We start from the raw sequence: 24,223 nt of genomic DNA, 5'->3' as shown, positions 1-24,223 counted from the left end.
ACTCTAATAGATTAAATCATAAGCATTTGATTTAGCTCAACGTTTTTTACAATTCACTATCCATGTATCCATTTTTATTATTTGATTGCCATTTCCAAGAATCTGCACACATCTCTTCTAATCCGCGTGTTGCCTCCCAGCCTAATTCACGCTTTGCTTTCGATGCATCAGCAAAACATACTGCCACATCACCTGGACGACGCTCTGTAATTTTATAAGGAACTTTCTTGCCCGAAACTTTTTCAAACGCTTCAACCATCTCTAGTACACTATAGCCCACGCCTGTGCCAAGGTTATAAGCATCTATTCCTGTTGTACTCAGTACTTTTTCAAGCGCCTTTACGTGACCATTTGCTAAGTCCACAACATGGATGTAATCACGGGCTCCTGTTCCATCTTTTGTTGAATAGTCATTTCCGAATACACTTAATTCTTTTAACTTACCTACTGCTACTTGCGTTACATATGGCATTAAGTTATTTGGGATTCCATTTGGATCTTCTCCGATACGCCCACTTTCGTGTGCACCAAATGGATTGAAATAGCGAAGTAACGCGATACTCCATTCTGCATCTGCAAATGCTACATCACGCATAATTTGCTCAATCATTAATTTCGTTTGACCATATGGATTTGTTGCACTTAATGGAAACTCCTCCATAATCGGTGACGTTTCCGGGATACCATATACAGTTGCAGATGAACTAAAGATTATCTTCTTTACATTATGTTTCTGCATTACTTCACATAGCACTAACGTGCTTGTAATGTTGTTGTGATAATATGTTAATGGAATCGCTACTGACTCCCCTACAGCTTTAAATCCTGCAAAGTGAATAACTGCTTCAATTGCATTTTCTTCAAAAATTGCGTCAAGCGCTTCGCGATTTAAAACATCTTCTTTATAAAACTTAAATTGTTTTCCTGTTATTTCTTTCACTCGATTTATAGATTCTACTGAGCTATTCGAAAGATTATCCACTACTATAATTTCGTAACCGCTATTTAGTAATTCTACACATGTATGACTACCAATATATCCTGCTCCACCTGTTACAAGTATGGTCATGAGTATACCTCCATTGTTATAGCTTATTAACAAAAAAGAGGCAATCACAACAGAAATGATTACCCCTTGAAACTTCCTTTTTACTTAGCAACGAAATAATCAGTTACATATTTCGCCCAAACGTCATATCCTTTCGCACTCGGGAAACCAAACTCTTCTTGTAAGTATGGTAAAATTGCCTTTGTTGTTGCATCTGGCCATGCTCCCCAATGATCAATATATGTATAATTATTTTGTGTTGCAAATTGTTTTAATGCTTCAATGGATTTCGGATAATTTTTCGCACCATACACTGGATTTGATGGTTGAATCATAATCGTAGCACCCTTTGCACTAGTAGAAAGTGCTTGAACGAACTTCTGTGTATTTGCGACAGAGTTCCCATTACCAGTTTTACCGTTATCAGTAATAAATGGTGGCTCAAATAAAATCACATCTGGATTCTCTTTCGCAATCTCTTTATCACGCTTATTCGCGATTAACTCTTCTGTGCTTTCACCCTTATATTCCTTTACAGTCACATTCCATAAACCTTTACCGTAAGCAGTTTCTAAATTAGACGTTAACTTAGCTGCCCAAGCACCCTTTTCAGATGAAGAAGCTTCATCACCAACAATAACAAGATTTACTGCCTTTTTATCCTCAGCAGCTTTCTTTAACTTCTCTTTCACTGCATCTGGCAAGTTCTTCGCGTATGCCTCATTAAAAGATGACTTCGCATCTTGTTTTTTCTCTTCTTTCTTCTCTTCTTTCTTCTCTTCTTTCTTTGCTCCGCTATCTTTCACTTCAGCCTTTGTTTTCGTTACTTCACTCGTTTGTGTTTGTCCTGTTGCATTCGCAATCTTCTTATTCCAGTACAGTTTACCACTCACAACCGAAGCAACAAACAATACAAAAATAACAAGGACAAGTACTGCTTTCTTATTCATCGATTCACCTCATCTATTAATCTCACAATATATAATACTAATATAAATCCATGCAAAAATAAACCCAACTCCTTCCAAAGGAGTTGGGTTATTACATATTACTTAGTCACTTCAAGATGCGCTCTTAACTTATTCGTTAAATCTTGTTTTGCAGCATCTGGAACGTAGTAGTACCAAATACCATCAGCTGCTATGTGACCGTCACCTGAGATTTGGATATCTTCACTATTCTGCAGACAATCTTTATAATTCTTTTGCATATCAAACATTTGATCTTGCGTTAAGTTTGTTTTCACGTTCTTTTGGATTGCTGTTAATACATCACCATAACTTGTTAAAGAAGAGAAAGTTGCGCCTTTCTTAATAACAGCTTGCATCACTTGGCGCTGACGCATTTGACGTCCGAAGTCACCGCGTGGGTCTTCTTTACGCATACGTGTGAATGCTAGGGCCTGGTCACCTGTGAGATGAACACTCCCCTTCTGGAAATGATGTCCATCAAGTGAAAATTCCAAATCATTGTTAACATCTACACCGCCTACTGCATCAACAATATCTTTAAATCCTTCCATATTCACTTCAATATAATAATTAATAGGAATATTTAAGAATTTTTCCACTGTCGCTACAGACATATCTACACCGCCAAATGCATAAGCATGGTTGATTTTATCACTTTTACCTTTTCCAACAATTTCAGTATAAGTATCACGTGGGATACTTACTGTTTTCATTGAATTATTTTTAGGATTTAATGTAATGACCATTAAGGAATCTGAACGTCCTTTGTCTTCACCGCGCTCATCGGCACCTAGTAATAGAATTGAAACTGGTTCAGATTTATTAATTTTTGCTTCTTGTTTATTATTTTTATCACGCTCTAAAGGTTTATGAACTTCATTTAATGTATTTGAGACTTTAGAATATACATTATAAGCGTAAACTCCTCCACCTATAACTAATACTCCTATGATTCCTAATATCCAAAGTAGGATTTTCTTTTTCATTATTATAGACCTCTTCTTTCCATCACTCTGAATAAATATCCAGATAATAAAAATAACACTTTAGTCTATTATACTAAGGATGCTAGACTATAACCAGATTATTTCATTTTATAATACTCTACATACCAATTAGCGAACTCTTGTAAACCTTTTTCTATAGATGTTTCAGGTTTAAAATCTACAGCCTTCTGTAATAAATCTGTAGATGCATAAGTAGCTGGTACATCTCCTGGTTTGATAGGCTCAAATACCTTTTCAAATGCAACTTCTCTCCCTAGCGCTTTACCTAGTGTCTTCTCTAACGTTTCGATAAACACCATTAGTTTTTCAGGGTTATTATTTCCAATATTGAATACTTTATGCTTAACATCATCTTGAGGTGGATTACTTAAAAGTCGTTGAATTCCTTCAACGATATCATCTATATAAGTAAAATCACGATACAGATCGTTTTCAAAATCACCATTATTAAATATTTTAATCGAATCACCAGCAAAATATTTATTAGTAAAGCCAAAATAAGCCATATCCGGGCGCCCCATAGGACCATACACTGTAAAGAAACGAAGTCCAGTTGCAGGGATTTGGTACAAGTGACTATATGTATGAGCCATTAACTCATTTGATTTCTTAGTAGAAGCATAAAGCGAGACTGGGTTGTCTACAAAATCTGTTTCCTCAAATGGTACCTTTTTATTAGCTCCATAAACAGAACTTGATGATGCGTATACAAGATGATCAACAGGGAAATGTCTACATGCTTCAAGAATATTATAAAAACCAATGATATTACTTTGAATGTATACATCTGGATTTTCAATCGAATATCTTACACCCGCTTGTGCAGCTAAATTCACTACAATATTGGGCTTGTACTCTTCAAAAAGCCTCGTAATCATATCCTTCTCAGAAATATCACCTTTAATAAAGGTGAAATTCTCATATGGCTTAAGTTGCTCTAGACGAGCATATTTAAGATTCACATCATAATAATCATTTACGTTATCAATACCTATTACTTTGCAACCTTGCTCTAGTAATTTTTCAGATAGAAAGTATCCTATAAAACCAGCTGCTCCAGTAATAAGATATGTTTTACTATTATCTAGAGGTTTGTATTTCAACGTCATTCAACTCCTTAATATGGTCTCTATTTGTTGATTTTCTGCCTACAGAATGGTATTCTACGCCCACTCCCTGCATTGCTCGAACATCATAAATATTTCTTCCATCATAAATTAGTGGTGTTCTCATTAACTTTTTATAAATCTCTGGAGTTAATGCTTTCACTTCTCCCCACTCGGTGAAGATAAAGCAAACATTTGCCCCTTCTAACGCCTGTTCAATGTCTGTAACATATGTGATATTTCCATTCTTATTTCTTCCCTCAGGATATACTTTTGCAAAATTATTTGCACCGACCGGATCAAAAGCATAAATGTCTGCACCTTGCTCTAATAATAGAGGAATATTTTCAAGGGATGCAGCTTCTCTTAAATCATCTGTACCAAGTTTAAATGTTAAACCCAACACCGCTACTTTAAGACCGTTAAAAGTAATTAACCGCTGACTCGCCTTTTTGTATAATAAAGTCTTTTGATCTTTATTCACATCAATTGCAGCCTTTACTGTTCTTAACTCGTAACCATTTTGTCTTGCTAAATATTCTAATGCTTTCGTATCTTTAGGGAAGCATGAACCTCCAAATCCAATACCTGCATTTAAAAACTTACTTCCAATACGCTCATCAAAACTCATACCTTTTGCAACATCTTGAATATCTGCTCCGACCAATTCACAAAGATTTGCAATATCATTCATGTAAGAAATTTTAAGAGCTAGGAAATCATTAGATGCATATTTAATCATTTCAGCTGAACGTCTGTTTACTGAAACGATAGGTAAATGAAATGGCTTATAAAGATTCGTTAATACTTCTTCTGCCCATTTACTTTCTGTACCGATAACAATTCTTTCTGCATATAACGTATCATGAACAGCGGAACCTTGAGCTAAAAATTCTGGGTTTGATGCCACTTCAACTTTCACATTATTAACTAAAAAGTCTTGAATAAACTGCTCCACTTTATCATTTGTTCCAATTGGAACAGTTGATTTTACAACAACAAGACAATCTCTTTCTACACTTTCAGCGATTTGTTTTGCCACGGTTGCAATATATGAAAGGTTTGCAGAACCATCAGCTTGTTCTGGAGTCCCAACTCCAATAAAAATAGCATCTGCATCTTTGTATGCTAACTTGTAATCCGTTGTATAATTAATTCTTCCTCCAGCATAATTTTTCTGCATTAAATTCTCTAAATCAGCTTCATAAATTGGTGAAACGCCGGATTTCATTAAATCTACTTTTTTTTCATCGATATCCACGCAAGTTACTTGATGCCCAACTTCTGCAAAACATACACCTGCTACTAGACCAACATAACCTGTTCCAGCCACTGCTATTTTATACATGGTTACACCTTCCCCTTCTTTTTATTTCTATAATCAAAATCGATTCCTGATGAGTCGATATCCTTGCTTCACATAATTCCAGTTTTGATAACCTAAAAATACCATTATCAATAACAAAATAATTATATTAATAACTAAATTCGAGTTCAAACATACCACAGTAATTCCCAAAAACAAAGCCGTCATTCCTACAATTGGCATCCATTCCATTTTAAAATCTATATATTTATTAATCAATCTATAACGCATCAACATCATGACTATACCACCCATGATTTGACCAATAATAACTGCGTAAATCCCAATTATGGAAATTAACCCGTAAGATAAAGCTACAGTAACCAAAGCACCCATTACAGTCGTTGTAAATTGATACTTTGTCTTATTTATGGCCTGGAAAACCGAACCCAAATTGGATGACATAGTTGTAGCAACTGCATATAGCAATAACCAAGGTGCATACTGCATTGAAGTATAGTAATCCGTCTTATGAATAATATTATAAAAAATTACTATTAAGGGAACCGCAATTAAAATTATTGATTGAAATATCTTAAAAATACTTTCTATCGTTCTAGTGAAATTAGAATTAAATCCCTTTGTTTTTGCTGAAGTAATAGCCTCTTCAATAATCGCCATAGTCACAACTGACCCTATCATGGTTACAATTAAAGAAAATTTACTTGCAAATGAGAAGAGCCCATTTGCATCCATACTTATCTTTTTTGTAATAATAAATCTTCCAAATGCAGACATTAACCATATTGAAGTTAAATTGAGTACTAAAGGGGCTGAAAACATCAACATCCTTTTAAGCATATCAATCTTAAAGTATTTCATTTTAATATACTGCCAAACATTTATTTTACTTTCAATGAAAATCAAAATTGAAGCTTGTCCAAAAATATAAGAAATGAAAAGCCCTTGAATTCCTAACTTAAAAATGCAAACCAATAGCACTACTAAAATAAAATTAATTATTGTACCAATTATACCTGCGTATACATAAACTCTATTTTCCTCGAAAGCTCTTGCGAAATATTGCCATATATTTGCTAATCCATAGCTTGCAAACATTATAGCTATTGATAACATAACCCTTGTTTCATCCATAAATAGATTCCCATATATAACTATCCCTATTATAAGGATGCATGTCATAAACAAACTAAAAATCGCTGATGTTGCAATTGCTGTCTTTTTTTCAATTTCATCTTTTTCCGATAATATAAACCTTAAGACTGCCTCCCAAATTGCAATATATATACACGGGATTAGAATACTCATGATTGTAAGTGTATAATCGTAATACCCTAAAATATCTGCCGAAACGTAAAATGCATATATTGGGATTAACAATACCGATAATACTTTTGAGGACAACATACCAATAAAATAAATGCCAACCTTTTTATTAAAACTGCTTCCTAGCATAAGATAATAATTTCCCTTTCTATTCTAAAATAAACAATCATTCATATCATCCTAAATGAGTGCTAAAAATCAGATGATTCAATGTGTTTCTAATACTAAACATAACTTAAGACTAAATATACTTTTGTCGAACAACAACTTAAATTCCAAAATAATTAAAAATTCACTTATACATAAATTCTACTTTTAGGAATATAAAGTAAGTAACAATGGTTTTATATTGGGGATTTTGAACCTTAGTTCATAGATTACATGGGCTTTTTCCTGCTTGGTAATGTTCCCTTTTTTCGTACTACAGTATTCACCTTTTCTAAGTACACGTTTCTATACGAGGTCTCACTGATTTAGCTTGTAACACTTCAATCTCAACCTATCTTTTGATTCTTAACTTTTATTTTTTACGAGTACATCCTTATATTGATCTTTAACCCAAAAAGCTGCACTCCAATTGTTGCACTATGTCTAACAATTGGAGTGCAGTTCAATTCAGATTAAACGTTGATAATCTGCAACACATTTATTTCCTAATATTAACACTATTATTACTCGATCTAAATGGCAGGTTTCTCACTATTAATATAAGAATACATAGAACAAGCAAACCATAAAACCAATCTTTTAATTGGACATGTAATTCATTTCTTGTCATTGGAATAAAAAAATGCAAAGTTGATGCAACAAAAAAGAATTTAAGTGGCCTTTCCATATAAATCATTGTTTTATCTATATATATCATCGATGTAACTAAATAACCCACAATAATTAATATTAGAGGCGCAAAAAATGGTCCTGCATTTAGTAAAGCTTCAGCAACAATAGAGAAACCAGCTCCCCAAGATAACCCTAAATACCCCTGGGAAAACCATGCACTTGGTAAAGCAAACGGAATATCTAAAAGATATATAACCTTATTTGTGACCATCCCAAGTATGGCAAGCAAATAAGTATTACCATAGGGCCATACATCCCACCCATACTTTTGTAATACAATAGCAGGTTTCATTGAACCACCCATTTCAAAAATAGCCCCTATAATAGGTGATTCCTCAAAAGAGATGGATTCAAATGCCTGCGCAATAGTAGCACTAGATAAACCCGTATCTCTTACAGATACTATGGCTGTAATGAAATATAAAAAAACAATACCAACAACCATATATTTCACGAACTTCTTAAACTTTATCGGTTTATAGCATGCATGACTAAGCCAAGCTAAAATTATGATTTTATACACCCACGATCCCCTATCTCCAGCAAGCAAGTTTAAAAACATATAGATAGAAAAAATTATATAAACAACTACTTGAACCTTTCTATTGTACTTACTACCTATTAATAGCCCCACTAAACATGGGAAGAACATTCTTTGCAACAAACCTATAAACGTCGCATCAGTGCTAGCTAAATCTGAATAATATAAAGAATTATATCCATAAATACTTGCTAACCGAAGTTCTGAATAGCTATTGTATAATTCAAGAGGAATAACTACTAAGCTCACTATTAAGCAAACGTAAAATATTGAATTCAAAGTTCTTTTATTGTAATCCTTAAAAATAGTAGGGTTATCTTCCATCGCTTTGACACTTTTCTTAGCTCTGTTCTTATAACATAAAACTGCACCGCTATGAAACATTAAAATACATGCCAGCGTTAATCCTTGAGCATGAACAATATCCTCACCACTTGGTGTTCCAAACCCATTAAACATAGGTACTTTTCCAATTTCAGATGGGTTATGGATACCAAATGCCCACATAAAACACTGCCCAAAGTTAAATAGAAAGAAAAATAACATGAATATCGTATACGGAGAGAATATAGTTCCTGATAATTTATACCACGTTGTAATAACATATACCGCCAAGAAAATTCCCAACCAGCTAAGCGCGAAAATTATTTCATTATAACTTGCAACAGTGTTACCTAATGACAACGTCATTAGGTATAATAGGTATCCGAACACCGCTAATAAAATAGTAATGCTCCCGATTTCCATATTTCGCCTTTTTATTTCCACCTTTTGAATATATCGATTACCACTCATGATTACCTCTATAAATTTTTTGGGCAAACTCTACCCAAATTTTTGCGATTTTCTCTGATTGTAAATCTTTTCTTATTTTGCGTGCTTCATATGATAGATTTTTTGCGAATTTTTTATCAGATAAAATCTGATTCATTGCTTGAACTAATCCATCAGTATCTCTGACTTTTATAAGTATCCCATTCTCTTCATTCTTAATAAACATCTTTGCTCCACCTATAGGTGAATCAGTTGAAATTACTGGTACCCCTATAGCCAATGCTTCAAGCATAGAATTTGAAATCCCTTCATAATCGGAGGGAATAACAAATAAATCTGAATTCGCCATCTCAGTATGAATATCATTAGAAAATCCCGGTATTGTAACCTTATCACTTAATCCCAAATGCTCTATTTGATTTAATAATTCCTCTCGTAATTCTCCTACACCAAATATTTTAAGTTTATATTCTGGAAAACTATCCTTTATCCTTGAATAAGCATTTATTAGCATTGGGAGATTTTTTTGTCTATTTAACCTACTAGCTGTGATGATTGTCTTTTCTGAACTATTCTCATTCCAATAGGGTAAATCAGATATGATAGGATTTGGAATTACAACTCCTTTTTCTTGTATCCGAGATGAAAAATATTTCTTTGCATCCTCTGTTTGAAAAACAAATCCATCACAAAACCTATATAAAAAATCTCTTACTTTTCTTATCCCTTTACTTCCAGGATATTGGTAGGGATCATTTCTCTCCGATACTATCAATTTATTTGGTAAAAAAGTACGTGATACAATAGTATATATATTAATTGTTGTATCAAAAGAAATAATTAAATCTGGATTCTGCTGTTTAATTAATTGACGAGTCCTACGCAATATCCCCATGACCCTTAGCATTTTATTTTTGTATTTCTGATTTATTGGATATAGCGTAATCCTTTTGTCAGTTACATAATTGTTATTATCACCAAAAACTGTAACAATACTAACTTCATACCCTTTTCTAATCATCTCTTTTGCTAAAATGGATATTACTCTTTCTGCCCCACCATTACTAAGAACCCCAATTACAAACATCACTTTTTTCATTTCCAATTTCCACCTACACTCCTGTTATTTCCAGCTAATCACAACCATTATTTATGACCTCATCAAGAATAGGAACGATGTAATCTTAGCTTTTTATTCGATTAATTTATTTCTGAAAAATTTTTTCATGATGCTTCATGAGCATTTTTGTAGGTATTAATCCTACAAGAAGGGGTCTATACGCATATATAGAATATTTCACAGGAATATTCAGCTTTCTACGCCACTTCTTTTTAAGCCTATATTCACAAAATCGATATTTATATTTTCGTTTACCATATGAACCTCTTGATTCATAATAATCAAATAATATATCCCCAAGGTTAAATCCTTTATAGCCTTTTTCATATAATTTACACCATAAATCAAAATCTTCCGTCCTTTCAGTTTCGGGACCTGTTGTATATCCCCCAACATCAACCACGGCTTGTTTCCGCATCATTACTGATGGATGGGCGAAAGTTTTTCCAAGATAAATATCAAGAGGTGTTCTTTCACCCTCTTCTATACTTTTCCCCCAAACACCATTATCATCATACATATTTCGGCTCGTGCCTACTATTGCATACTCTAAATGGGAATCTAAAAAATCCACTTGTTTTTCAAATCTGTTTAGATGTGAAATATCATCATCATCCATTCTAGCTATATATTCTCCTTTAGCTATCTTTAAACAGTTATTAAGCGTTGGGGCAAGCCCTGAATTCTTTGGATTGCGTATAAATTTAATTCTATTATCTTTAGCAACCCATTTTTCAATTATTTCAATGCTATTATCAGTTGAGCCGTCGTCACATATAATTAATTCAAAATCAGTAAATGTTTGCTCAAGTATTGATTTAATTGCAGTTTTTATTTTATTAGCTCCATTGTAAACACCCATTATTACCGATATCTTTGGCATTAAACTTCCCCCTCTCTATAATCTTTGTCTTTAGTTAAAATTTCATTTGATGTTTTATCTAACTGAACTTGTGAATATATTTCCTGCATTCTTTGTACAATGTTCCTAATATCAAAAGCTTTAATAGCCTCTTTATTATTCACGTCAATCCTATTCCCATTACACATTAGAACCTTATTAATACTCTTAGCAAACTCTTCAAAATCATTTGGTTTTACTAACTGGCCACTTTCACTATTTTCCATTAAATCTCTATTCCCTCTGATATCTGAACAAATAACCGGTAAACCACATGCCATCGCTTCCATCAAAGCCACAGATAATCCTTCCCTAAATGAAGGAAATACAAAGATCTCTGCTGCCTTACAGATTTCAATTATATCTTTACGATACCCTAATAGCTTCACACGATTCTCTAATCCTAATTCTTTAGACAAGCTTCTTAAATTATCTTCTAAAGGTCCCCGTCCACATATTACATAATAAATAGCTGGATTATTTAACTTTGCTAGCGCTCTAATAACAGTTTCATGATTTTTATTTTTATTAAGTTCACCAACCGATAGAATAATGACAGCATCTTCTGGCAATCCCAGCTCCTTACGTTTCAATGATTTATCTACAAGTATCGTATCAAACCTTTGGGTATCAAGCCCTACTCCAGGAATATACACCACTCTATCCGCTTTAAAAGAACTTTTGGCTCTATTATAGTCTTCTTTATTTATAGTAATAAGTATATCAGTATACCTTGCTAAACATTTTTCGATAGGATAATATACCAACCAATTTATAAGTGGAGCACCTTTGAAAAAATGAAATCCATGTGCAGTGTATATTACCTTTACACCCTGCATTTTCTTACATGCAAGCCTCACACATGCTGAAGCAACAGGTGTGTGTGTATGAATTAAATCATATCCCTCGTTTTTTATAAGCTTTTTCAAATTTTTATATGCTAAATAATTTTTTCTATCCAAGGGAGAGCGTTGAAATTCTATATTGTGTATTTTGCATCCCATTTTAATTAGTTCAGGATTAACCTCTTGCACAATATTAAAGGCCATATCAACCTGATGCCCTTGTTCCACTAAAAGTTGTATATGTGGTATTAAAAAAGTATTTACAGTATTGGATATGGTCGTAACATATAATATTTTCATTTTTAACTCTCTAATCTCCTATCTAGAATTACTTCTAACACCTTCTCCTTATTAACCATGACCAATTATACTCTTATCTTAGAAACAAGTTTTTGTTACATCCGCAATAAACTTACTATTTACAAAGCTTCTTATTAATTATCTGATTCAATTCCTTCAAAGAATAAACTGAATAATCTTCCTTAACTTCATTCAAATAACTCTTTTCACTATAAACTCCATCCCGATAAATTCTTACAGTCTGTATTGGATAAATAGAACTTATATGAAAATCTTTTTCTGGATTATCTCCAATATAAATCATTTCATTAAATTCAGTGTTTAATTTTTCTTTCATAGTCTCAAATGCCCTAGGGTGTGGCTTCCAGAACTCTCTTCCCAATTTATCAGTGATAATAATTTCATCAAAATAATTACTGGCCTTTATTGCATCTATTTTTTGTTGCTGAGCATTTGCATAACCATCTGTTATAATACCTAAATTTAACCCTTTTTCCTTTAGGCTTTTCAGACATGGTAATACATCCTCAAAAAAATCTATCGTTGGCACATGGTTACGATAAGCTTCTACTAGTTCTAATACATCATTTTGATTATAGATAACTCCAATCATATCAAACATTCTATTAAATACATTTTTAGTATCCTCATTAAATAAGGTTATTAATATTTGATACAGTTCTTGTTCATCTTTTTGAAGTTTTTTACTTAGTAATTTTGAGATATGTTTATAGCCACTTTCGATATACCTTTTCTCAGAGATAAGTGTATCATCTAAATCAAATATAACTGATTTTATCATTTTACTAACTCCATGTTCTCATCTAAACATATACTACTATCAAACCTAATAAATGTAAGGTTTTCTCGATAGTTTTCATTATAGTTTAATGTTTGTCCCATTAATAAACGCAACAAATTACCACATGAATCTGCACCACTTTGAATACTCATTGGAGCTCCTCCACCGAATCTTGGATTGATTTCAATGTACTCAATCCCCTTCTTTGTCTTCATAAGTTGAACAGTTATATGTCCAGTTGGCTGGAGTGTCTTCATTAATTTAATTACATCATTAATAATCTCTCGATCCTTTACAATCTTCCCTTTTGAAATTTCACCACTACGTGTAGCTATTCTTAATCGTGGAACTACTGTAATTACATTCCCTTGAAAATCTAAAAATACATCAACCGTAAATTCTTCCCCTTCCATAAAATCTTGGATCAGGGGCTCATTGATAAAACTTTTATATGTCTTTAATTCCGCTAAATTATTTACTTTAAATGTATTAACACTTGAACTTCCAGATTTAGGTTTGATAAATAAAGGAAACTGTATGTTCTCCCCACAAATTAATTCCTCATCTGTATACATTTTTGGAACTCCAAAACCTTCTTCTTCTAAAAATCTTTGTGTATTGATTTTATCCCTGCAAATTTTAATAACCTTTGAATCGGATATCAATACCTTAGCATGCGTTTTTTCTTCAATAAACTCCTTGTTCTCCGCAAGTAGCAATAAATCTGTATCAATCGTTGGGACAATTAACGAAATATTTTCTTGATTACAGATGTTTATAATCTCTTCAATATAATTTGGTTCACTAATTCGTGGTAACTTACAAGTTCTATCTGCAAAATATAGCGCTGGTGCCGTATTAGAACAGTCACCTGCTACAATATTACCTTTAACATTTAAATCTCTCATTGCTTTTTGAAAATGTTGCACTAGCTCTACGCGTCTTCCCGCACTTAAAATTAAAATATTAATTTCTCTCATTATTTTCCCTCACTTTACTACCTTCAAAATATTCCATTGTAGCTGCAGTTTCTGAATTAATTCCTTCTCTAATAAAAACCTTCTTAATTGTTAAAAGGATAATCTTCCAATCCGTAGTAAAACTTACATTATCTACATACTCTACATCGTAATTAAATTTCTCTTCCCAACTAATAGCATTCCGACCATTGACTTGCGCTAACCCTGACAATCCGGGCCTAACTTCATGACGACGCTTTTGATGTTCATTGTATAGTGGTAAATACTGAACTAATAAAGGCCTTGGTCCTATAATTGACATATCACCTTTAAAAATATTAAACAGCCCAGGTAATTCATCAAGTGATGTCGAACGTAAAAACTTACCGAACTTAGTAAGCCTCACACTATCAGGTAATAGCTCACCATTTTCATTTTTTTCATCTGTCATTGTTCTAAATTTATACATTTTAAAAATAGTTCCATTTAATCCAGGTCTCTCTTGTTTAAATAATACCGGACTACCCAATCTTGTTTTCACAAGAAAAGCCACTATAAGGAATACCGGACTAAGCATTATAATAGCAATTAAAGACAGTATAAAATCCATCGGCCTTTTTATAAACCTACCATAGATGCCAATTTTAGAACTCCTCATTATGCTATCCACAACCCTTTAATAATTTTCACCACTTTTTCTAAATCTGCTTCTGTCATCTTCGTATCGCTTGGTAAACATATGCCATTCTCAAAAAGTTTTTCTGATACATCTGTACCAACAAAATCATATTTCTCAAAGAACGGCTGCATATGCATTGGCTTCCAAACCGGTCTAGATTCAATATTTTCTTTTTCAAGGGCTTCCATCACATCTATTGGACGGATCTTACCGTTTAGTGTCATAGAGCTTAGCCAATAGTTTGGTTCATTCCACTCATTACTAGGCATAAATTCAATTCCTTCAAGATTTTCTAATTCTCTCTTATAAAAATCGAATATGTCTCTTTTCTTCTGAACCCTTTGATTTAATACTTTAAGTTGCCCTCTTCCAATTCCAGCAACTACATTACTCATACGATAGTTAAATCCTAATTCACTGTGTTGATAATGTCTTGCCTGGTCTCTACTTTGAGTAGCCCAAAACCTTACCTTTGAAACTCTTTCTTCATCATTAGAAACAAGCATACCACCACCAGAAGTAGTAATAATCTTATTACCATTAAAAGAAAAGATACCATAATCTCCAAAACTACCCGTATGTTTACCTTTATAATAAGTTCCCAAAGATTCAGCAGCATCTTCAATTAAAGTAACATCGTATTTTTTACAAAGTTCAATAATCTTATCCATATCTGCCGAAAGACCATAAAGATGAACTACTATAACTGCCTTTACATTTGGATACTTTTTAAAAGCCTCTTCTAATGCTTTAGGACACATATTCCAAGTTTCATAATCACTATCTATGAAAACAGGAGTAGCATTTTGATAAATAATTGGATTTGCTGTAGCTGAAAATGTAAGTGTTTGACAAAAAACAACATCACCTTCCCCTACTCCTGCTGCTTTTAAAGCCATATGAATTGCAGCTGTTCCAGAAGATAGTGCTGCTGCTGCATTAGATCCTACTTTCATAGCTAATTCTCTTTCAAATCCATTTACATTTTCCCCAAGTGGTGCAATCCAATTTGTATCGAAAGCTTCCTTCACATAATGCATTTCATAACCTTCGTCACTCATATGTGGCGATGAAAGAAATATTCTGTCTCCCATTTTTAAAACTTCCTTCCCTTGAATTAATTTTTAATATTTACTTTATTATTTGCAATATCTAATAGTCGTTCTCTTATTTCTTCTTTACTAATTCCTTCAAAGTCATTCATAAACTGCCTTAAAATCCCTTGATCAATTAAAACAGCTTTTCCTATATGAATTTTAGGGAAAATTTGTTCGGGATGAATTTCACCTTCATTTAATAACTCTTCATACATTTTTTCACCTGGTCTTAATCCAGTAAATTCAATTCCAATTTCCTTAATAGAAAAACCTGAAAGAGTAATTAAATTTTTAGCTAAATCTACAATCTTTACTGGGGCCCCCATATCTAGCACGAACAATTCTCCACCCCTAGCCAGTGTGCCTGCCTGAATAACTAATCTTGAAGCTTCTGGTATTGTCATAAAGTAACGAATCATATCAGGGTGAGTAACTGTTACAGGTCCACCCTTTTGAATTTGTTTCTTAAATAGAGGAATTACACTTCCCCTACTTCCAAGAACATTACCAAATCTAACCGCAACAAAACGTGTACCAGTACTAACCGATGCCATATGCTGCACAATCATTTCTGCAAATCGTTTTGTAGCCCCCATTACATTTGTCGGATTTACAGCTTTATCTGTAGAAACCATTACAAACGTATTCACTTTAAACGTATCTGCCGCTTCAGCTACATTTTTCGTACCAAAAATATTATTTTTCACAGCTTCTTCTGGATTACGTTCCATTAAAGGAACATGCTTATGTGCAGCTGCATGATACACAATATACGGTTGATGCTTTTTCATTATTTCAAAGATTTTATGACGATCTTGAATATCAGCGATTTCTGTTATAATTTCAACCGTATCTTTATATGTAACTCTCATTTCCATTTCGATATTATAAATGCTGTTTTCACCATGTCCTAAAAGAACAATTTTAGCTGGTTTGTATTTCATCACTTGACGACAGATTTCTGATCCAATTGATCCACCAGCACCTGTTACTAAAATTGTTTTACCGGTAATCTTCTCTCCAATTCCTGCATCATCTAGCTTTATTGGTTCTCTACCCAATAAATCTTCTACTTGTACATCTCGGAATTCATTAACAGAGAGTTTTCCATCTAAAAGATCTTCAAGCATCGGTACAATTTGTGTTTTTGCCTTCGTTTTTCTACACTTCTCAAAAATCTCGTTTATTTGACCTCTATTTAATGAAGGGATTGCAATAATAATATGTTCTATATCATTATCTTCTACAATTTCTTGAATGTGATTTGTTGTACCAACAACCGGCACATTATAAATTTCTAATTTTTGTTTGTTTCTATCATCATCGACAAACGCAATTGGATATAAATCTGCTTCTTTATTATGTTGCAATTGACGTACTACCATCGTTCCTGCTGAACCTGCACCAATAATCAATGTTCGTTTTTTATCGTTGGTAGCTTTGGTAATATACGTATCACGGAACATGCGCCATACGAAACGAGAACCGCCGATTAATAATAAATGTAACATCCATGCAATTGCTAAAATTCGAACATAAACATCATGATTTATAATTTGCTGAACAATTGCTGTTACTAAAATCGATAATGTAATTGCTTTAAATATTTGTTTTAATTCACCAATACTTGCATATTCCCACGCCTTGTTATACAACTTATAAATAGCTGCAAAAACATGATGACTACACAATAATGTAATAGAACTAATAACTACTGTCATAGGAATTTTGTTTAATACATTTGGATGTATAAACCAATAACTTAAATACACGGCAGTTAATACGATAAATGAATCTAATAAAATCAATAATGAGAGCCGTTTTCGATAACTCAATATATCTGTTCCCTTCTTTATATAATTCTTATCTTATTCATAATAAAAAAGGACATTCTCTTATGAATGTACCTCTTCCTTTTTTACAAGTTCTTTCATATAATTCATCAACTCTTCATTTAACTCTTCATTTTGAAGTGCCATTTCAATTGTCGTCTTAATAAATCCAAACTTCTCCCCAACATCGTAACGTGTACCCTCAAAGTCATAAGCAAATACACGCTGAATTTCATTTAAACGTTGAATCGCATCTGTTAATTGAATTTCCCCCCCAGCACCTGTTTGTTGATTTTCAAGAAACGCAAAAATTTCTGGCGTTAATACGTAACGTCCCATAATTGCTAAATTTGATGGTGCTGTTCCTTCTGTTGGCTTTTCTACAAATTGACGCACTTGATAACGGCGATCATTTTGTTCAACTGGATCGATAATACCGTAACGATGTGTTTCATTTTCTGGTACTGTTTGTACACCGATAACAGATGAATGTGTTCCTTCATATTGATCCATTAATTGACGTAAACATGGCGTTTCTGCTTGAACAATATCATCACCAAGTAATACCGCAAATGGTTCATTTCCAATAAATTTACGCGCACACCATACTGCGTGTCCTAACCCTTTTGGTTCCTTTTGTCTTATGTAATGAATATTAATTTTTGAAGAAGCTTGTACTTTTTCAAGCATTTCATACTTCCCTTTTTCTAAAAGGTTTTGTTCTAATTCGAAAGAATGATCAAAATGATCTTCAATAGCACGTTTTCCTTTTCCAGTAACAATAATAATATCTTCAATTCCTGATTCTATCGCTTCTTCTACTATGTATTGAATTGTCGGCTTATCAACGATAGGTAGCATTTCTTTCGGCATTGCTTTTGTTGCTGGTAAAAACCTTGTCCCCAGTCCCGCAGCTGGAATAATTGCTTTTCTTACTTTTTTCAAATCTAGTACCCCCAAACATATTATTATATCTATATGTAACAATAACAAAAACCCTATCTATGGAGTCATAGTTATAACTCCATAGGTAGAGTTTCTACCGTAAATAAATTATGGGCATCTAACCCATCCTCACGTCATACTCCCGACGACAAGCGTCTAAGGTAGGTTCGAAATAAAAATTTCTACCCACAGCACGACCGAGTGCCCCCATTGATAACGGTTAGGAGACATCACCAATTTTTATTTAAAAAATACCAAACAATTTTTTACGGCGAATTTGTTCTGGATCTTCTTTGTAAATTGCCTTCCCGCTAATTAATAAATATGGATTCTCTTTCAAATCGCTCATAATACTCATTCCAAATTCTTTCTCAATTAGTTCATAGCTTTCTGCTAAATGAAATCCTCTCGACGTCGTGTTATGTGCATCTGAAGCGACCATATGCGTTAAATTATGTTCTACAAGTTGAAGTGAAAACTTTTTAATTTTTTTACCGAATTTCCCTAATAAACTACCTGCTGTCACTTGCGTTAATGCCCCTTTATTTACAAGGTTATATAACTTATCTGGCCGCTCGATTAACTCGGCATTACGTTCTGGATGAACAATAATTGGAATCATTCCTTTTACACGTAATTCGTATAATAATTGTTCGGCATAACGAGGTACGTGATTCGATGGAAATTCAATGAATATATATTTATTTGTTTCATTTAAAGTAACAATTTTATCAGCTTCATAGTCTTCTAATAAATCGCCATATAACCTGACCTCTTGCCCAGGTAAAATGGTAAGTGGAATATTATGTTGTTGTAGTTCATCATTTAGTTGTTTTACGTGATGAATAATTGAGGTACGTTCATTTACATATTTTCCATTTTGATGATGTGGCGTTGCGACAATTGTATGTATTCCTTCTGACACGGCTTGTTGCGCCATTGCTAAACTATCTGTTACTGTCTGCGCACCATCATCGATACCAGGTAAAATGTGACAATGTAAATCTATCATTTGTTTCATCCTCCCTCTCTCCTATAAAGATCTTTTTTCCCTTGAATATGAGATATCGCTCATATTCAAGGGAAAAAAGGAGATATGTTTCAACCATATCTCACTCTTTTGACTAGTTTGCACCGTAATAATAATATAAGCCTTCTTCACGTTCACGATCGTTTAGAACAACACCTAACAATTTACCTTTTGCAGACTCCAATAATCCTTTTGCTTTTACCGCTGTTTCTTTCTCTGTTGATTCACTACGAACAACAAGAATAGATGCATCGCATACATTTGCCATAATTTGCGCATCGGTTACAGCTAAAATTGGTGGCATATCAAAAATAACTAGATCGTACATACTGTATGCTTGTCCAAGAAGTTCTTTCATTGATTTTGAACCTAACAATTCGGCCGGGTTTGGTGGGATTGGGCCACAAGCTAAAAAGTGTAGATTGTCTACAGATGTCGTTTGTACACATTTTTCTAAATGTTCACTATGTGTTAATACGTTCGTGAGTCCAAAAATATTATCTACTTGGAACATTTGATGCATTGCTGGTTTACGCATATCTGCATCAATTAATAATACTTTTTTTCCTTGTTGAGCAAAAACAACTGCCATATTCGCTGTCGTTGTCGTTTTCCCTTCACTTGGGTTTGCAGACGTAACCATTAATGAATGTAAATTCGTATCAATAGCTGCAAATTCAATATTCGTTCGAATATTACGATATTGTTCTGAAATTGGTGATTTCGGTTGTTGATGAGCAATTAATTGACGACGTTGACGATGATTTTTTTTCTTTTTAAATAAATTAAGAGCCAATTGTTTGTCCCCTCACTTTTCTTGATGATGGAGCGTGCGATTTCACGTTCATTGTTTCTTCATCCATACGAGCAACGATACCTAACACTGGTAAACCAAGTAAGTTTTCTACATCCTCTTCTTTTTTCACTGTGTTATCTAAGTATTCTAGTAAGAATGCAAGACCAACTGAAGCCACTAAACCAACAATGAAAGCAATTGCTACATTAAGCATAGGCGCTGGTTTAATCGGAGATTGATTTTCTGCAACTTCTGCTTTAGATATTACTGTCACGTTATCAACGTTCATAATTTTTGCAACTTCACCTTTAAATACATCTGCAGTTGCATTCGCAATATCGCGAGCTAGTTTTGGATCTTTATCCTCAGCTGTTACAGAGATTACTTGTGAATCCTTTTCATTCGCAACATTAATCTTTCCTGTTAGCGCTTGAGATGTCATATTTAAATTTAATTTTTCATTCACTTGTTCTAAGATTACTGGACTTTTAATAATAACCTTATATGTATTCGTTAATTGAATATTCGTTTGAATTTCACCAGCTTGGAACATTGCACCTTCTTGTTTCTTCTGATTAACAAGAATTTGCGTCGAAGATTGATAGATTGGTGTCATGAAGAAAAAGCTAATGATAGCACTTACAATAGCTGCACCAAAGGCGATTACGAGGATCATCGCTAAACGTTTTTTTAAGATATGAAATAACTCTTTTAGACTAATTGTTTCTTCCATAGGTTCCTCCAACTTTCTAAAATTTACACATAGGAAAAATTATAACATATAAATCTTACATTTTTTATTTTTAATAATTCAGTTTTATATTTGTTCACAAGAAACAAGTTTAATCTTACAAAATTATCTTAAATATGACAACACATTCCAATCATTTTCCAAAATTTTTATTTTAACATGTTTTTCATACCGTGTAACTTGATAAAGAATTTTCAGAAAACAATAAAAAGCCAACAAAAATTTTGTTGGCTTTTTATATTTTAGTAATAACCATATTGCTCTTTTTCTTCTCTTTTATCGTTTAAAACGACTCCAAGTAGTTTTCCTGATGCTTTATCTAATATTTGTTTCGCTTTTACGATTTTATCTTTTTCCGTCTTTTCACTTCGTACAACGAGTACGATTCCATCACATTTATTCGCAAGTATTTGTGCATCTGTAACCGCAAGGACAGGTGGTGTGTCAATTAATATAATATCAAACATGTTATATGCTTCTAGCAACGCCTCGTCCATCGCCCGGCTCCCTAATAGTTCTGCTGGATTTGGCGGGATTGGACCTGCTGCCATTAAGTATACGTTCTCTATATCTGTTTTTTGAATGCATTGCATAAGTTTCGCTTGTCCTGATAATAAGTTTGTTAACCCATTTGAACTATGAATGGCAAATAAGTTTTGTATCGTCGGCTTACGCAAGTCAGCTCCAATTAATAAAACTTTCTTTCCTTGCTGTCCGAAAACAACTGCTAAGTTTGCAATTGTTGTTGTTTTCCCATCACCTGGATCTGCTGAAGTAACAATAATAGAACGAACATGATTATCTACAGATGTAAACTCAATGTTTGTACGAATGTTACGGTATTGTTCTGTAATACGCGATTTAGGCTCTTTATGTGTAATTAATTGTCGTAATGGTTTTCTTTTCTTTCTCCCGAACATATTCATAATCTCCTTTTGTGAAATGCGACATTTCCCTTTTCTCTCTCTTATGCTCGATTTCATACGTCTAATTAATATTCTTGCTGATTTCCCCACATTTTATCATAATCAATAACATTCTACTTTGTCTTATTTAAGTACCTTAACAATATGACAATGCCCTTATTTCTTTATTACCTTTATCACTTATCCTGTTTTCTAGATAAACAATAAAGTAAGTATATGGTAATTCCCATCTATTTACAAGTAATTTTCTGATTAGTTTGTATATTATCGTTTCATCGTTATATAGCAGAAATTAAAAAATCTCCTTGTCTTTTCACAAGGAGATTTTTTAGTACTATCTATTCTTTTTTATCACCAATCGCAAATGTAATTTCTGCCTCACATGCAACTTCACCATCTACTGTTGCGATTGCTTTTCCTTTTCCAATTGGGCCGCGTACGCGTGTCATTTCTACTTCTAGACGAAGCTGATCACCTGGGCGTACTTGTTTTTTGAAACGGCAATTGTCGATACCTGCAAAGAAAGCAAGTCTTCCGCGGTTTTCTTCTTTCTTTAATACTGCAACTGCTCCGACTTGTGCTAATGCTTCTACAATAAGTACACCAGGCATAACTGCATAGTCAGGGAAGTGTCCGTTAAAGAATTCTTCGTTTGCGGATACATTTTTAATCCCAACCGCTCTTTTTCCTTCATCTACTTCTAATATTTTATCAACAAGTAAAAATGGATAGCGGTGAGGAATGATTTCTTTAATTTGTTCTATATTTAGCATGTAACAATCGCCCCTTTTGTAATATTGGTCTTACCAATTGGACATATTGCTATTATCCCATTTTGTTTATTGTTTGTCATTACAAAGTAACATTTTATATTTAGCACAACTTCCTAAAAAAAAATGCACACACTCTATTCCATTAAGATAGTTGCACATTTTTGCAACTGACACGGAGGTGGAAAGGAGTGTATGCCCAAATTAGGGAAAGGCAATATGTATTGAAACATTATTTGCCTTAATGTCGTATTCGACTCATTATATTATAAACGTTTTCAATTAAGGAAATATTAAATTTAACCATATATATGAATATTTTACCTGTTTCCTTCATATTTCTCTATTTTCCTTCCATTTTCGCAAAAAAACAAAATAAAAAAATATAAAAACAAAAAAAAGAACTAAGGCATTAGCCTTAGTTCTTTCAAATTATCTCAAAGCACGCTTTGGTAATCTGTCGATATTCTCTAACATAATACCTGTACCAACCGCAACGCAGTGCATTGGGTTTTCAGCAATTAATACTGGTACTTTTAGTTCTTCTGCTAGAAGCATGTCGATACCATGTAGTAAAGCTCCACCGCCTGTTAGAATAACACCGCGGTCAATGATATCTGCAGATAATTCTGGTGGTGTGCGCTCTAATACACCTTTTGCAGCTTGTACAATAACAGCTGCATTTTCTTTTAATGCTTCTGTAATTTCTTCAGAGCATACTGTAATTGTACGTGGTAAGCCTGTTACCATGTCACGTCCGCGAATTTCAAGTTCTTCGCTACGTGCACCTGGGAATACTGTACCAACTTTAATTTTAATATCTTCTGAAGTACGTTCTCCGATTAATAGCTTATACTTACGTTTAATATAGTTTAAGATCTCCATATCAAACTTATCGCCAGCCATTTTGATAGAGGAAGAGGTAACAATATCACCCATAGATAGTACAGCGATATCTGTTGTACCTCCACCAATAGCAACAACCATGTTACCGCTTGGTTGGAAGATTTCCATACCAGCACCAACTGCGGCTACTTTTGGTTCTTCTTCTAAAAATACTGTTTTACCACCTGAACGTTCAGCAGCTTCACGAATTGCTTTTTGTTCTACTGATGTAATATTTGTTGGACAACAAATTAAAATACGAGGTTTTGAAAAGAAGCTCTTTACGTCCAATTTGTTAATGAAATACTTTAACATTGCTTCTGTAATTTCGAAATCTGCGATTACACCATCTTTAAGTGGACGAATTGCTACAATATTACCAGGCGTACGTCCCACCATACTTCTCGCTTCTTCACCGACTGCTAATACTTTACCACTATTACGATCAATGGCCACAACAGATGGCTCATTTAATACAATACCCTTACCTTTAACATGAATTAATACGTTAGCCGTACCTAGGTCAATTCCGATATCTCGCGCAAACATTCCCGTTTTTTCCTCCTCGATATTCAAAATCAGGTTACACCCGAATTCTTTTCACCTAATTTCTGATTTTATCATAAATTTAACAGAAACGTAATA

At 33.5% G+C, this 24,223-nt stretch carries 22 protein-coding genes; all 22 read right to left on the bottom strand.

What is annotated here, in order from left to right:
• Positions 1-46: 46 nt before the first annotated feature.
• The 22 genes from galE to ACS2FK_RS10210 all read right to left on the bottom strand — a co-directional run bounded on the left by galE (position 47) and on the right by ACS2FK_RS10210 (position 24,127).
• Entirely contained in the window at positions 47-1,069 is a 1,023-nt protein-coding gene (galE, locus tag ACS2FK_RS10315) for a UDP-glucose 4-epimerase GalE (protein ID WP_063549106.1), read from the bottom strand.
• An 80-nt stretch (positions 1,070-1,149) separates the two neighbouring features.
• A complete protein-coding gene (locus tag ACS2FK_RS10310; RefSeq protein WP_063549108.1) occupies positions 1,150-1,998 on the bottom strand; it encodes an SGNH/GDSL hydrolase family protein in 849 nt (282 codons plus the stop codon).
• A 98-nt stretch (positions 1,999-2,096) separates the two neighbouring features.
• Entirely contained in the window at positions 2,097-3,005 is a 909-nt protein-coding gene (tagU, locus tag ACS2FK_RS10305; RefSeq protein ID WP_063549110.1) for a polyisoprenyl-teichoic acid--peptidoglycan teichoic acid transferase TagU, read from the bottom strand.
• A 98-nt stretch (positions 3,006-3,103) separates the two neighbouring features.
• Positions 3,104-4,129: a GDP-mannose 4,6-dehydratase gene (locus tag ACS2FK_RS10300; protein ID WP_063549112.1), complete on the bottom strand. Its 1,026-nt coding sequence runs from the start codon at positions 4,127-4,129 to the stop codon at positions 3,104-3,106.
• On the bottom strand, positions 4,107-5,480 hold the full coding sequence (locus ACS2FK_RS10295; protein WP_063553419.1) for a UDP-glucose dehydrogenase family protein: 1,374 nt from the start codon (positions 5,478-5,480) through the stop codon (positions 4,107-4,109). The genes ACS2FK_RS10300 and ACS2FK_RS10295 overlap by 23 nt, the downstream gene beginning before the upstream one ends.
• A gap of 33 nt (positions 5,481-5,513) precedes the next feature.
• Positions 5,514-6,914: a lipopolysaccharide biosynthesis protein gene (locus tag ACS2FK_RS10290; protein WP_063549123.1), complete on the bottom strand. Its 1,401-nt coding sequence runs from the start codon at positions 6,912-6,914 to the stop codon at positions 5,514-5,516.
• Positions 6,915-7,431: 517 nt separating this feature from the next.
• Positions 7,432-8,961: an O-antigen polysaccharide polymerase Wzy gene (gene wzy, locus ACS2FK_RS10285; protein WP_063549127.1), complete on the bottom strand. Its 1,530-nt coding sequence runs from the start codon at positions 8,959-8,961 to the stop codon at positions 7,432-7,434.
• Positions 8,951-10,039 carry a glycosyltransferase gene (locus ACS2FK_RS10280; protein WP_000757395.1) on the bottom strand — a complete coding sequence of 363 codons (1,089 nt, stop codon included), beginning with the start codon at positions 10,037-10,039 and terminating at the stop codon, positions 8,951-8,953. The genes wzy and ACS2FK_RS10280 overlap by 11 nt, the downstream gene beginning before the upstream one ends.
• Positions 10,040-10,145: 106 nt before the next feature.
• Entirely contained in the window at positions 10,146-10,943 is a 798-nt protein-coding gene (locus tag ACS2FK_RS10275) for a glycosyltransferase family 2 protein (protein WP_063549129.1), read from the bottom strand.
• Positions 10,943-12,106, bottom strand: a complete 1,164-nt coding sequence (locus ACS2FK_RS10270; RefSeq protein WP_063549131.1) for a glycosyltransferase family 4 protein — start codon at positions 12,104-12,106, stop codon at positions 10,943-10,945. Before ACS2FK_RS10270 ends, ACS2FK_RS10275 begins: the two co-directional genes overlap by 1 nt.
• 115 nt (positions 12,107-12,221) lie before the next feature.
• The gene (locus ACS2FK_RS10265) at positions 12,222-12,908 is read right to left on the bottom strand and encodes an HAD family hydrolase (RefSeq protein ID WP_063549133.1); all 687 of its coding nucleotides are present in this window, start codon (positions 12,906-12,908) and stop codon (positions 12,222-12,224) included.
• On the bottom strand, positions 12,905-13,888 hold the full coding sequence (locus ACS2FK_RS10260) for an ATP-grasp domain-containing protein (protein ID WP_063549135.1): 984 nt from the start codon (positions 13,886-13,888) through the stop codon (positions 12,905-12,907). Before ACS2FK_RS10260 ends, ACS2FK_RS10265 begins: the two co-directional genes overlap by 4 nt.
• Positions 13,875-14,525 carry a sugar transferase gene (locus ACS2FK_RS10255; RefSeq protein ID WP_063549137.1) on the bottom strand — a complete coding sequence of 217 codons (651 nt, stop codon included), beginning with the start codon at positions 14,523-14,525 and terminating at the stop codon, positions 13,875-13,877. The genes ACS2FK_RS10260 and ACS2FK_RS10255 overlap by 14 nt, the downstream gene beginning before the upstream one ends.
• Positions 14,525-15,640 carry a DegT/DnrJ/EryC1/StrS family aminotransferase gene (locus tag ACS2FK_RS10250; protein WP_063549139.1) on the bottom strand — a complete coding sequence of 372 codons (1,116 nt, stop codon included), beginning with the start codon at positions 15,638-15,640 and terminating at the stop codon, positions 14,525-14,527. The genes ACS2FK_RS10255 and ACS2FK_RS10250 overlap by 1 nt, the downstream gene beginning before the upstream one ends.
• Before the next feature lie 23 nt (positions 15,641-15,663).
• A complete protein-coding gene (locus tag ACS2FK_RS10245) occupies positions 15,664-17,478 on the bottom strand; it encodes a polysaccharide biosynthesis protein (protein ID WP_063549141.1) in 1,815 nt (604 codons plus the stop codon).
• A gap of 60 nt (positions 17,479-17,538) precedes the next feature.
• Positions 17,539-18,420, bottom strand: a complete 882-nt coding sequence (gene bpsC, locus ACS2FK_RS10240; protein WP_063549143.1) for a UTP--glucose-1-phosphate uridylyltransferase BpsC — start codon at positions 18,418-18,420, stop codon at positions 17,539-17,541.
• A 244-nt stretch (positions 18,421-18,664) separates the two neighbouring features.
• Complete coding sequence (locus tag ACS2FK_RS10235) at positions 18,665-19,432, bottom strand: tyrosine-protein phosphatase (protein ID WP_063549386.1); 768 nt, start codon at positions 19,430-19,432, stop codon at positions 18,665-18,667.
• A 112-nt stretch (positions 19,433-19,544) separates the two neighbouring features.
• Positions 19,545-20,246: a CpsD/CapB family tyrosine-protein kinase gene (locus ACS2FK_RS10230; protein ID WP_001207145.1), complete on the bottom strand. Its 702-nt coding sequence runs from the start codon at positions 20,244-20,246 to the stop codon at positions 19,545-19,547.
• Entirely contained in the window at positions 20,236-20,979 is a 744-nt protein-coding gene (locus tag ACS2FK_RS10225) for a YveK family protein (protein ID WP_063549145.1), read from the bottom strand. Before ACS2FK_RS10225 ends, ACS2FK_RS10230 begins: the two co-directional genes overlap by 11 nt.
• Before the next feature lie 260 nt (positions 20,980-21,239).
• Positions 21,240-21,917 carry a CpsD/CapB family tyrosine-protein kinase gene (locus ACS2FK_RS10220; RefSeq protein ID WP_000467945.1) on the bottom strand — a complete coding sequence of 226 codons (678 nt, stop codon included), beginning with the start codon at positions 21,915-21,917 and terminating at the stop codon, positions 21,240-21,242.
• A gap of 344 nt (positions 21,918-22,261) precedes the next feature.
• On the bottom strand, positions 22,262-22,696 hold the full coding sequence (gene fabZ / locus ACS2FK_RS10215) for a 3-hydroxyacyl-ACP dehydratase FabZ (RefSeq protein WP_000931959.1): 435 nt from the start codon (positions 22,694-22,696) through the stop codon (positions 22,262-22,264).
• Between the two features lie 429 nt (positions 22,697-23,125).
• Positions 23,126-24,127 (bottom strand): rod shape-determining protein, encoded by a 1,002-nt coding sequence (locus ACS2FK_RS10210; protein WP_063549147.1) that lies wholly within the window; start codon positions 24,125-24,127, stop codon positions 23,126-23,128.
• Between the last annotated feature and the right edge of the window lie 96 nt (positions 24,128-24,223).

Source organism: Bacillus cereus group sp. BceL220 (genome assembly GCF_051776965.1).
Classification (GTDB): Bacteria; Bacillota; Bacilli; order Bacillales; family Bacillaceae_G; genus Bacillus_A; species Bacillus_A cereus.
This window is presented reverse-complemented; position numbering and strand designations above follow the sequence as displayed.

Bases quoted from the DNA above. Each gene is read 5' to 3' on its own strand.
- galE (WP_063549106.1), bottom strand. From the start codon at position 1,069: ATGACCATACTTGTAACAGGTGGAGCAGGATATATTGGTAGTCATACA.
- ACS2FK_RS10310 (WP_063549108.1), bottom strand. From the start codon at position 1,998: ATGAATAAGAAAGCAGTACTTGTCCTTGTTATTTTTGTATTGTTTGTT.
- tagU (WP_063549110.1), bottom strand. From the start codon at position 3,005: ATGAAAAAGAAAATCCTACTTTGGATATTAGGAATCATAGGAGTATTA.
- ACS2FK_RS10295 (WP_063553419.1), bottom strand. From the start codon at position 5,480: ATGTATAAAATAGCAGTGGCTGGAACAGGTTATGTTGGTCTAGTAGCA.
- ACS2FK_RS10290 (WP_063549123.1), bottom strand. From the start codon at position 6,914: ATGCTAGGAAGCAGTTTTAATAAAAAGGTTGGCATTTATTTTATTGGT.
- wzy (WP_063549127.1), bottom strand. From the start codon at position 8,961: ATGAGTGGTAATCGATATATTCAAAAGGTGGAAATAAAAAGGCGAAAT.
- ACS2FK_RS10280 (WP_000757395.1), bottom strand. From the start codon at position 10,039: ATGAAAAAAGTGATGTTTGTAATTGGGGTTCTTAGTAATGGTGGGGCA.
- ACS2FK_RS10275 (WP_063549129.1), bottom strand. From the start codon at position 10,943: ATGCCAAAGATATCGGTAATAATGGGTGTTTACAATGGAGCTAATAAA.
- ACS2FK_RS10270 (WP_063549131.1), bottom strand. From the start codon at position 12,106: ATGAAAATATTATATGTTACGACCATATCCAATACTGTAAATACTTTT.
- ACS2FK_RS10265 (WP_063549133.1), bottom strand. From the start codon at position 12,908: ATGATAAAATCAGTTATATTTGATTTAGATGATACACTTATCTCTGAG.
- ACS2FK_RS10260 (WP_063549135.1), bottom strand. From the start codon at position 13,888: ATGAGAGAAATTAATATTTTAATTTTAAGTGCGGGAAGACGCGTAGAG.
- ACS2FK_RS10255 (WP_063549137.1), bottom strand. From the start codon at position 14,525: ATGAGGAGTTCTAAAATTGGCATCTATGGTAGGTTTATAAAAAGGCCG.
- ACS2FK_RS10250 (WP_063549139.1), bottom strand. From the start codon at position 15,640: ATGGGAGACAGAATATTTCTTTCATCGCCACATATGAGTGACGAAGGT.
- ACS2FK_RS10235 (WP_063549386.1), bottom strand. From the start codon at position 19,432: ATGATAGATTTACATTGTCACATTTTACCTGGTATCGATGATGGTGCG.
- ACS2FK_RS10225 (WP_063549145.1), bottom strand. From the start codon at position 20,979: ATGGAAGAAACAATTAGTCTAAAAGAGTTATTTCATATCTTAAAAAAA.
- ACS2FK_RS10220 (WP_000467945.1), bottom strand. From the start codon at position 21,917: ATGTTCGGGAGAAAGAAAAGAAAACCATTACGACAATTAATTACACAT.
- fabZ (WP_000931959.1), bottom strand. From the start codon at position 22,696: ATGCTAAATATAGAACAAATTAAAGAAATCATTCCTCACCGCTATCCA.
- ACS2FK_RS10210 (WP_063549147.1), bottom strand. From the start codon at position 24,127: ATGTTTGCGCGAGATATCGGAATTGACCTAGGTACGGCTAACGTATTA.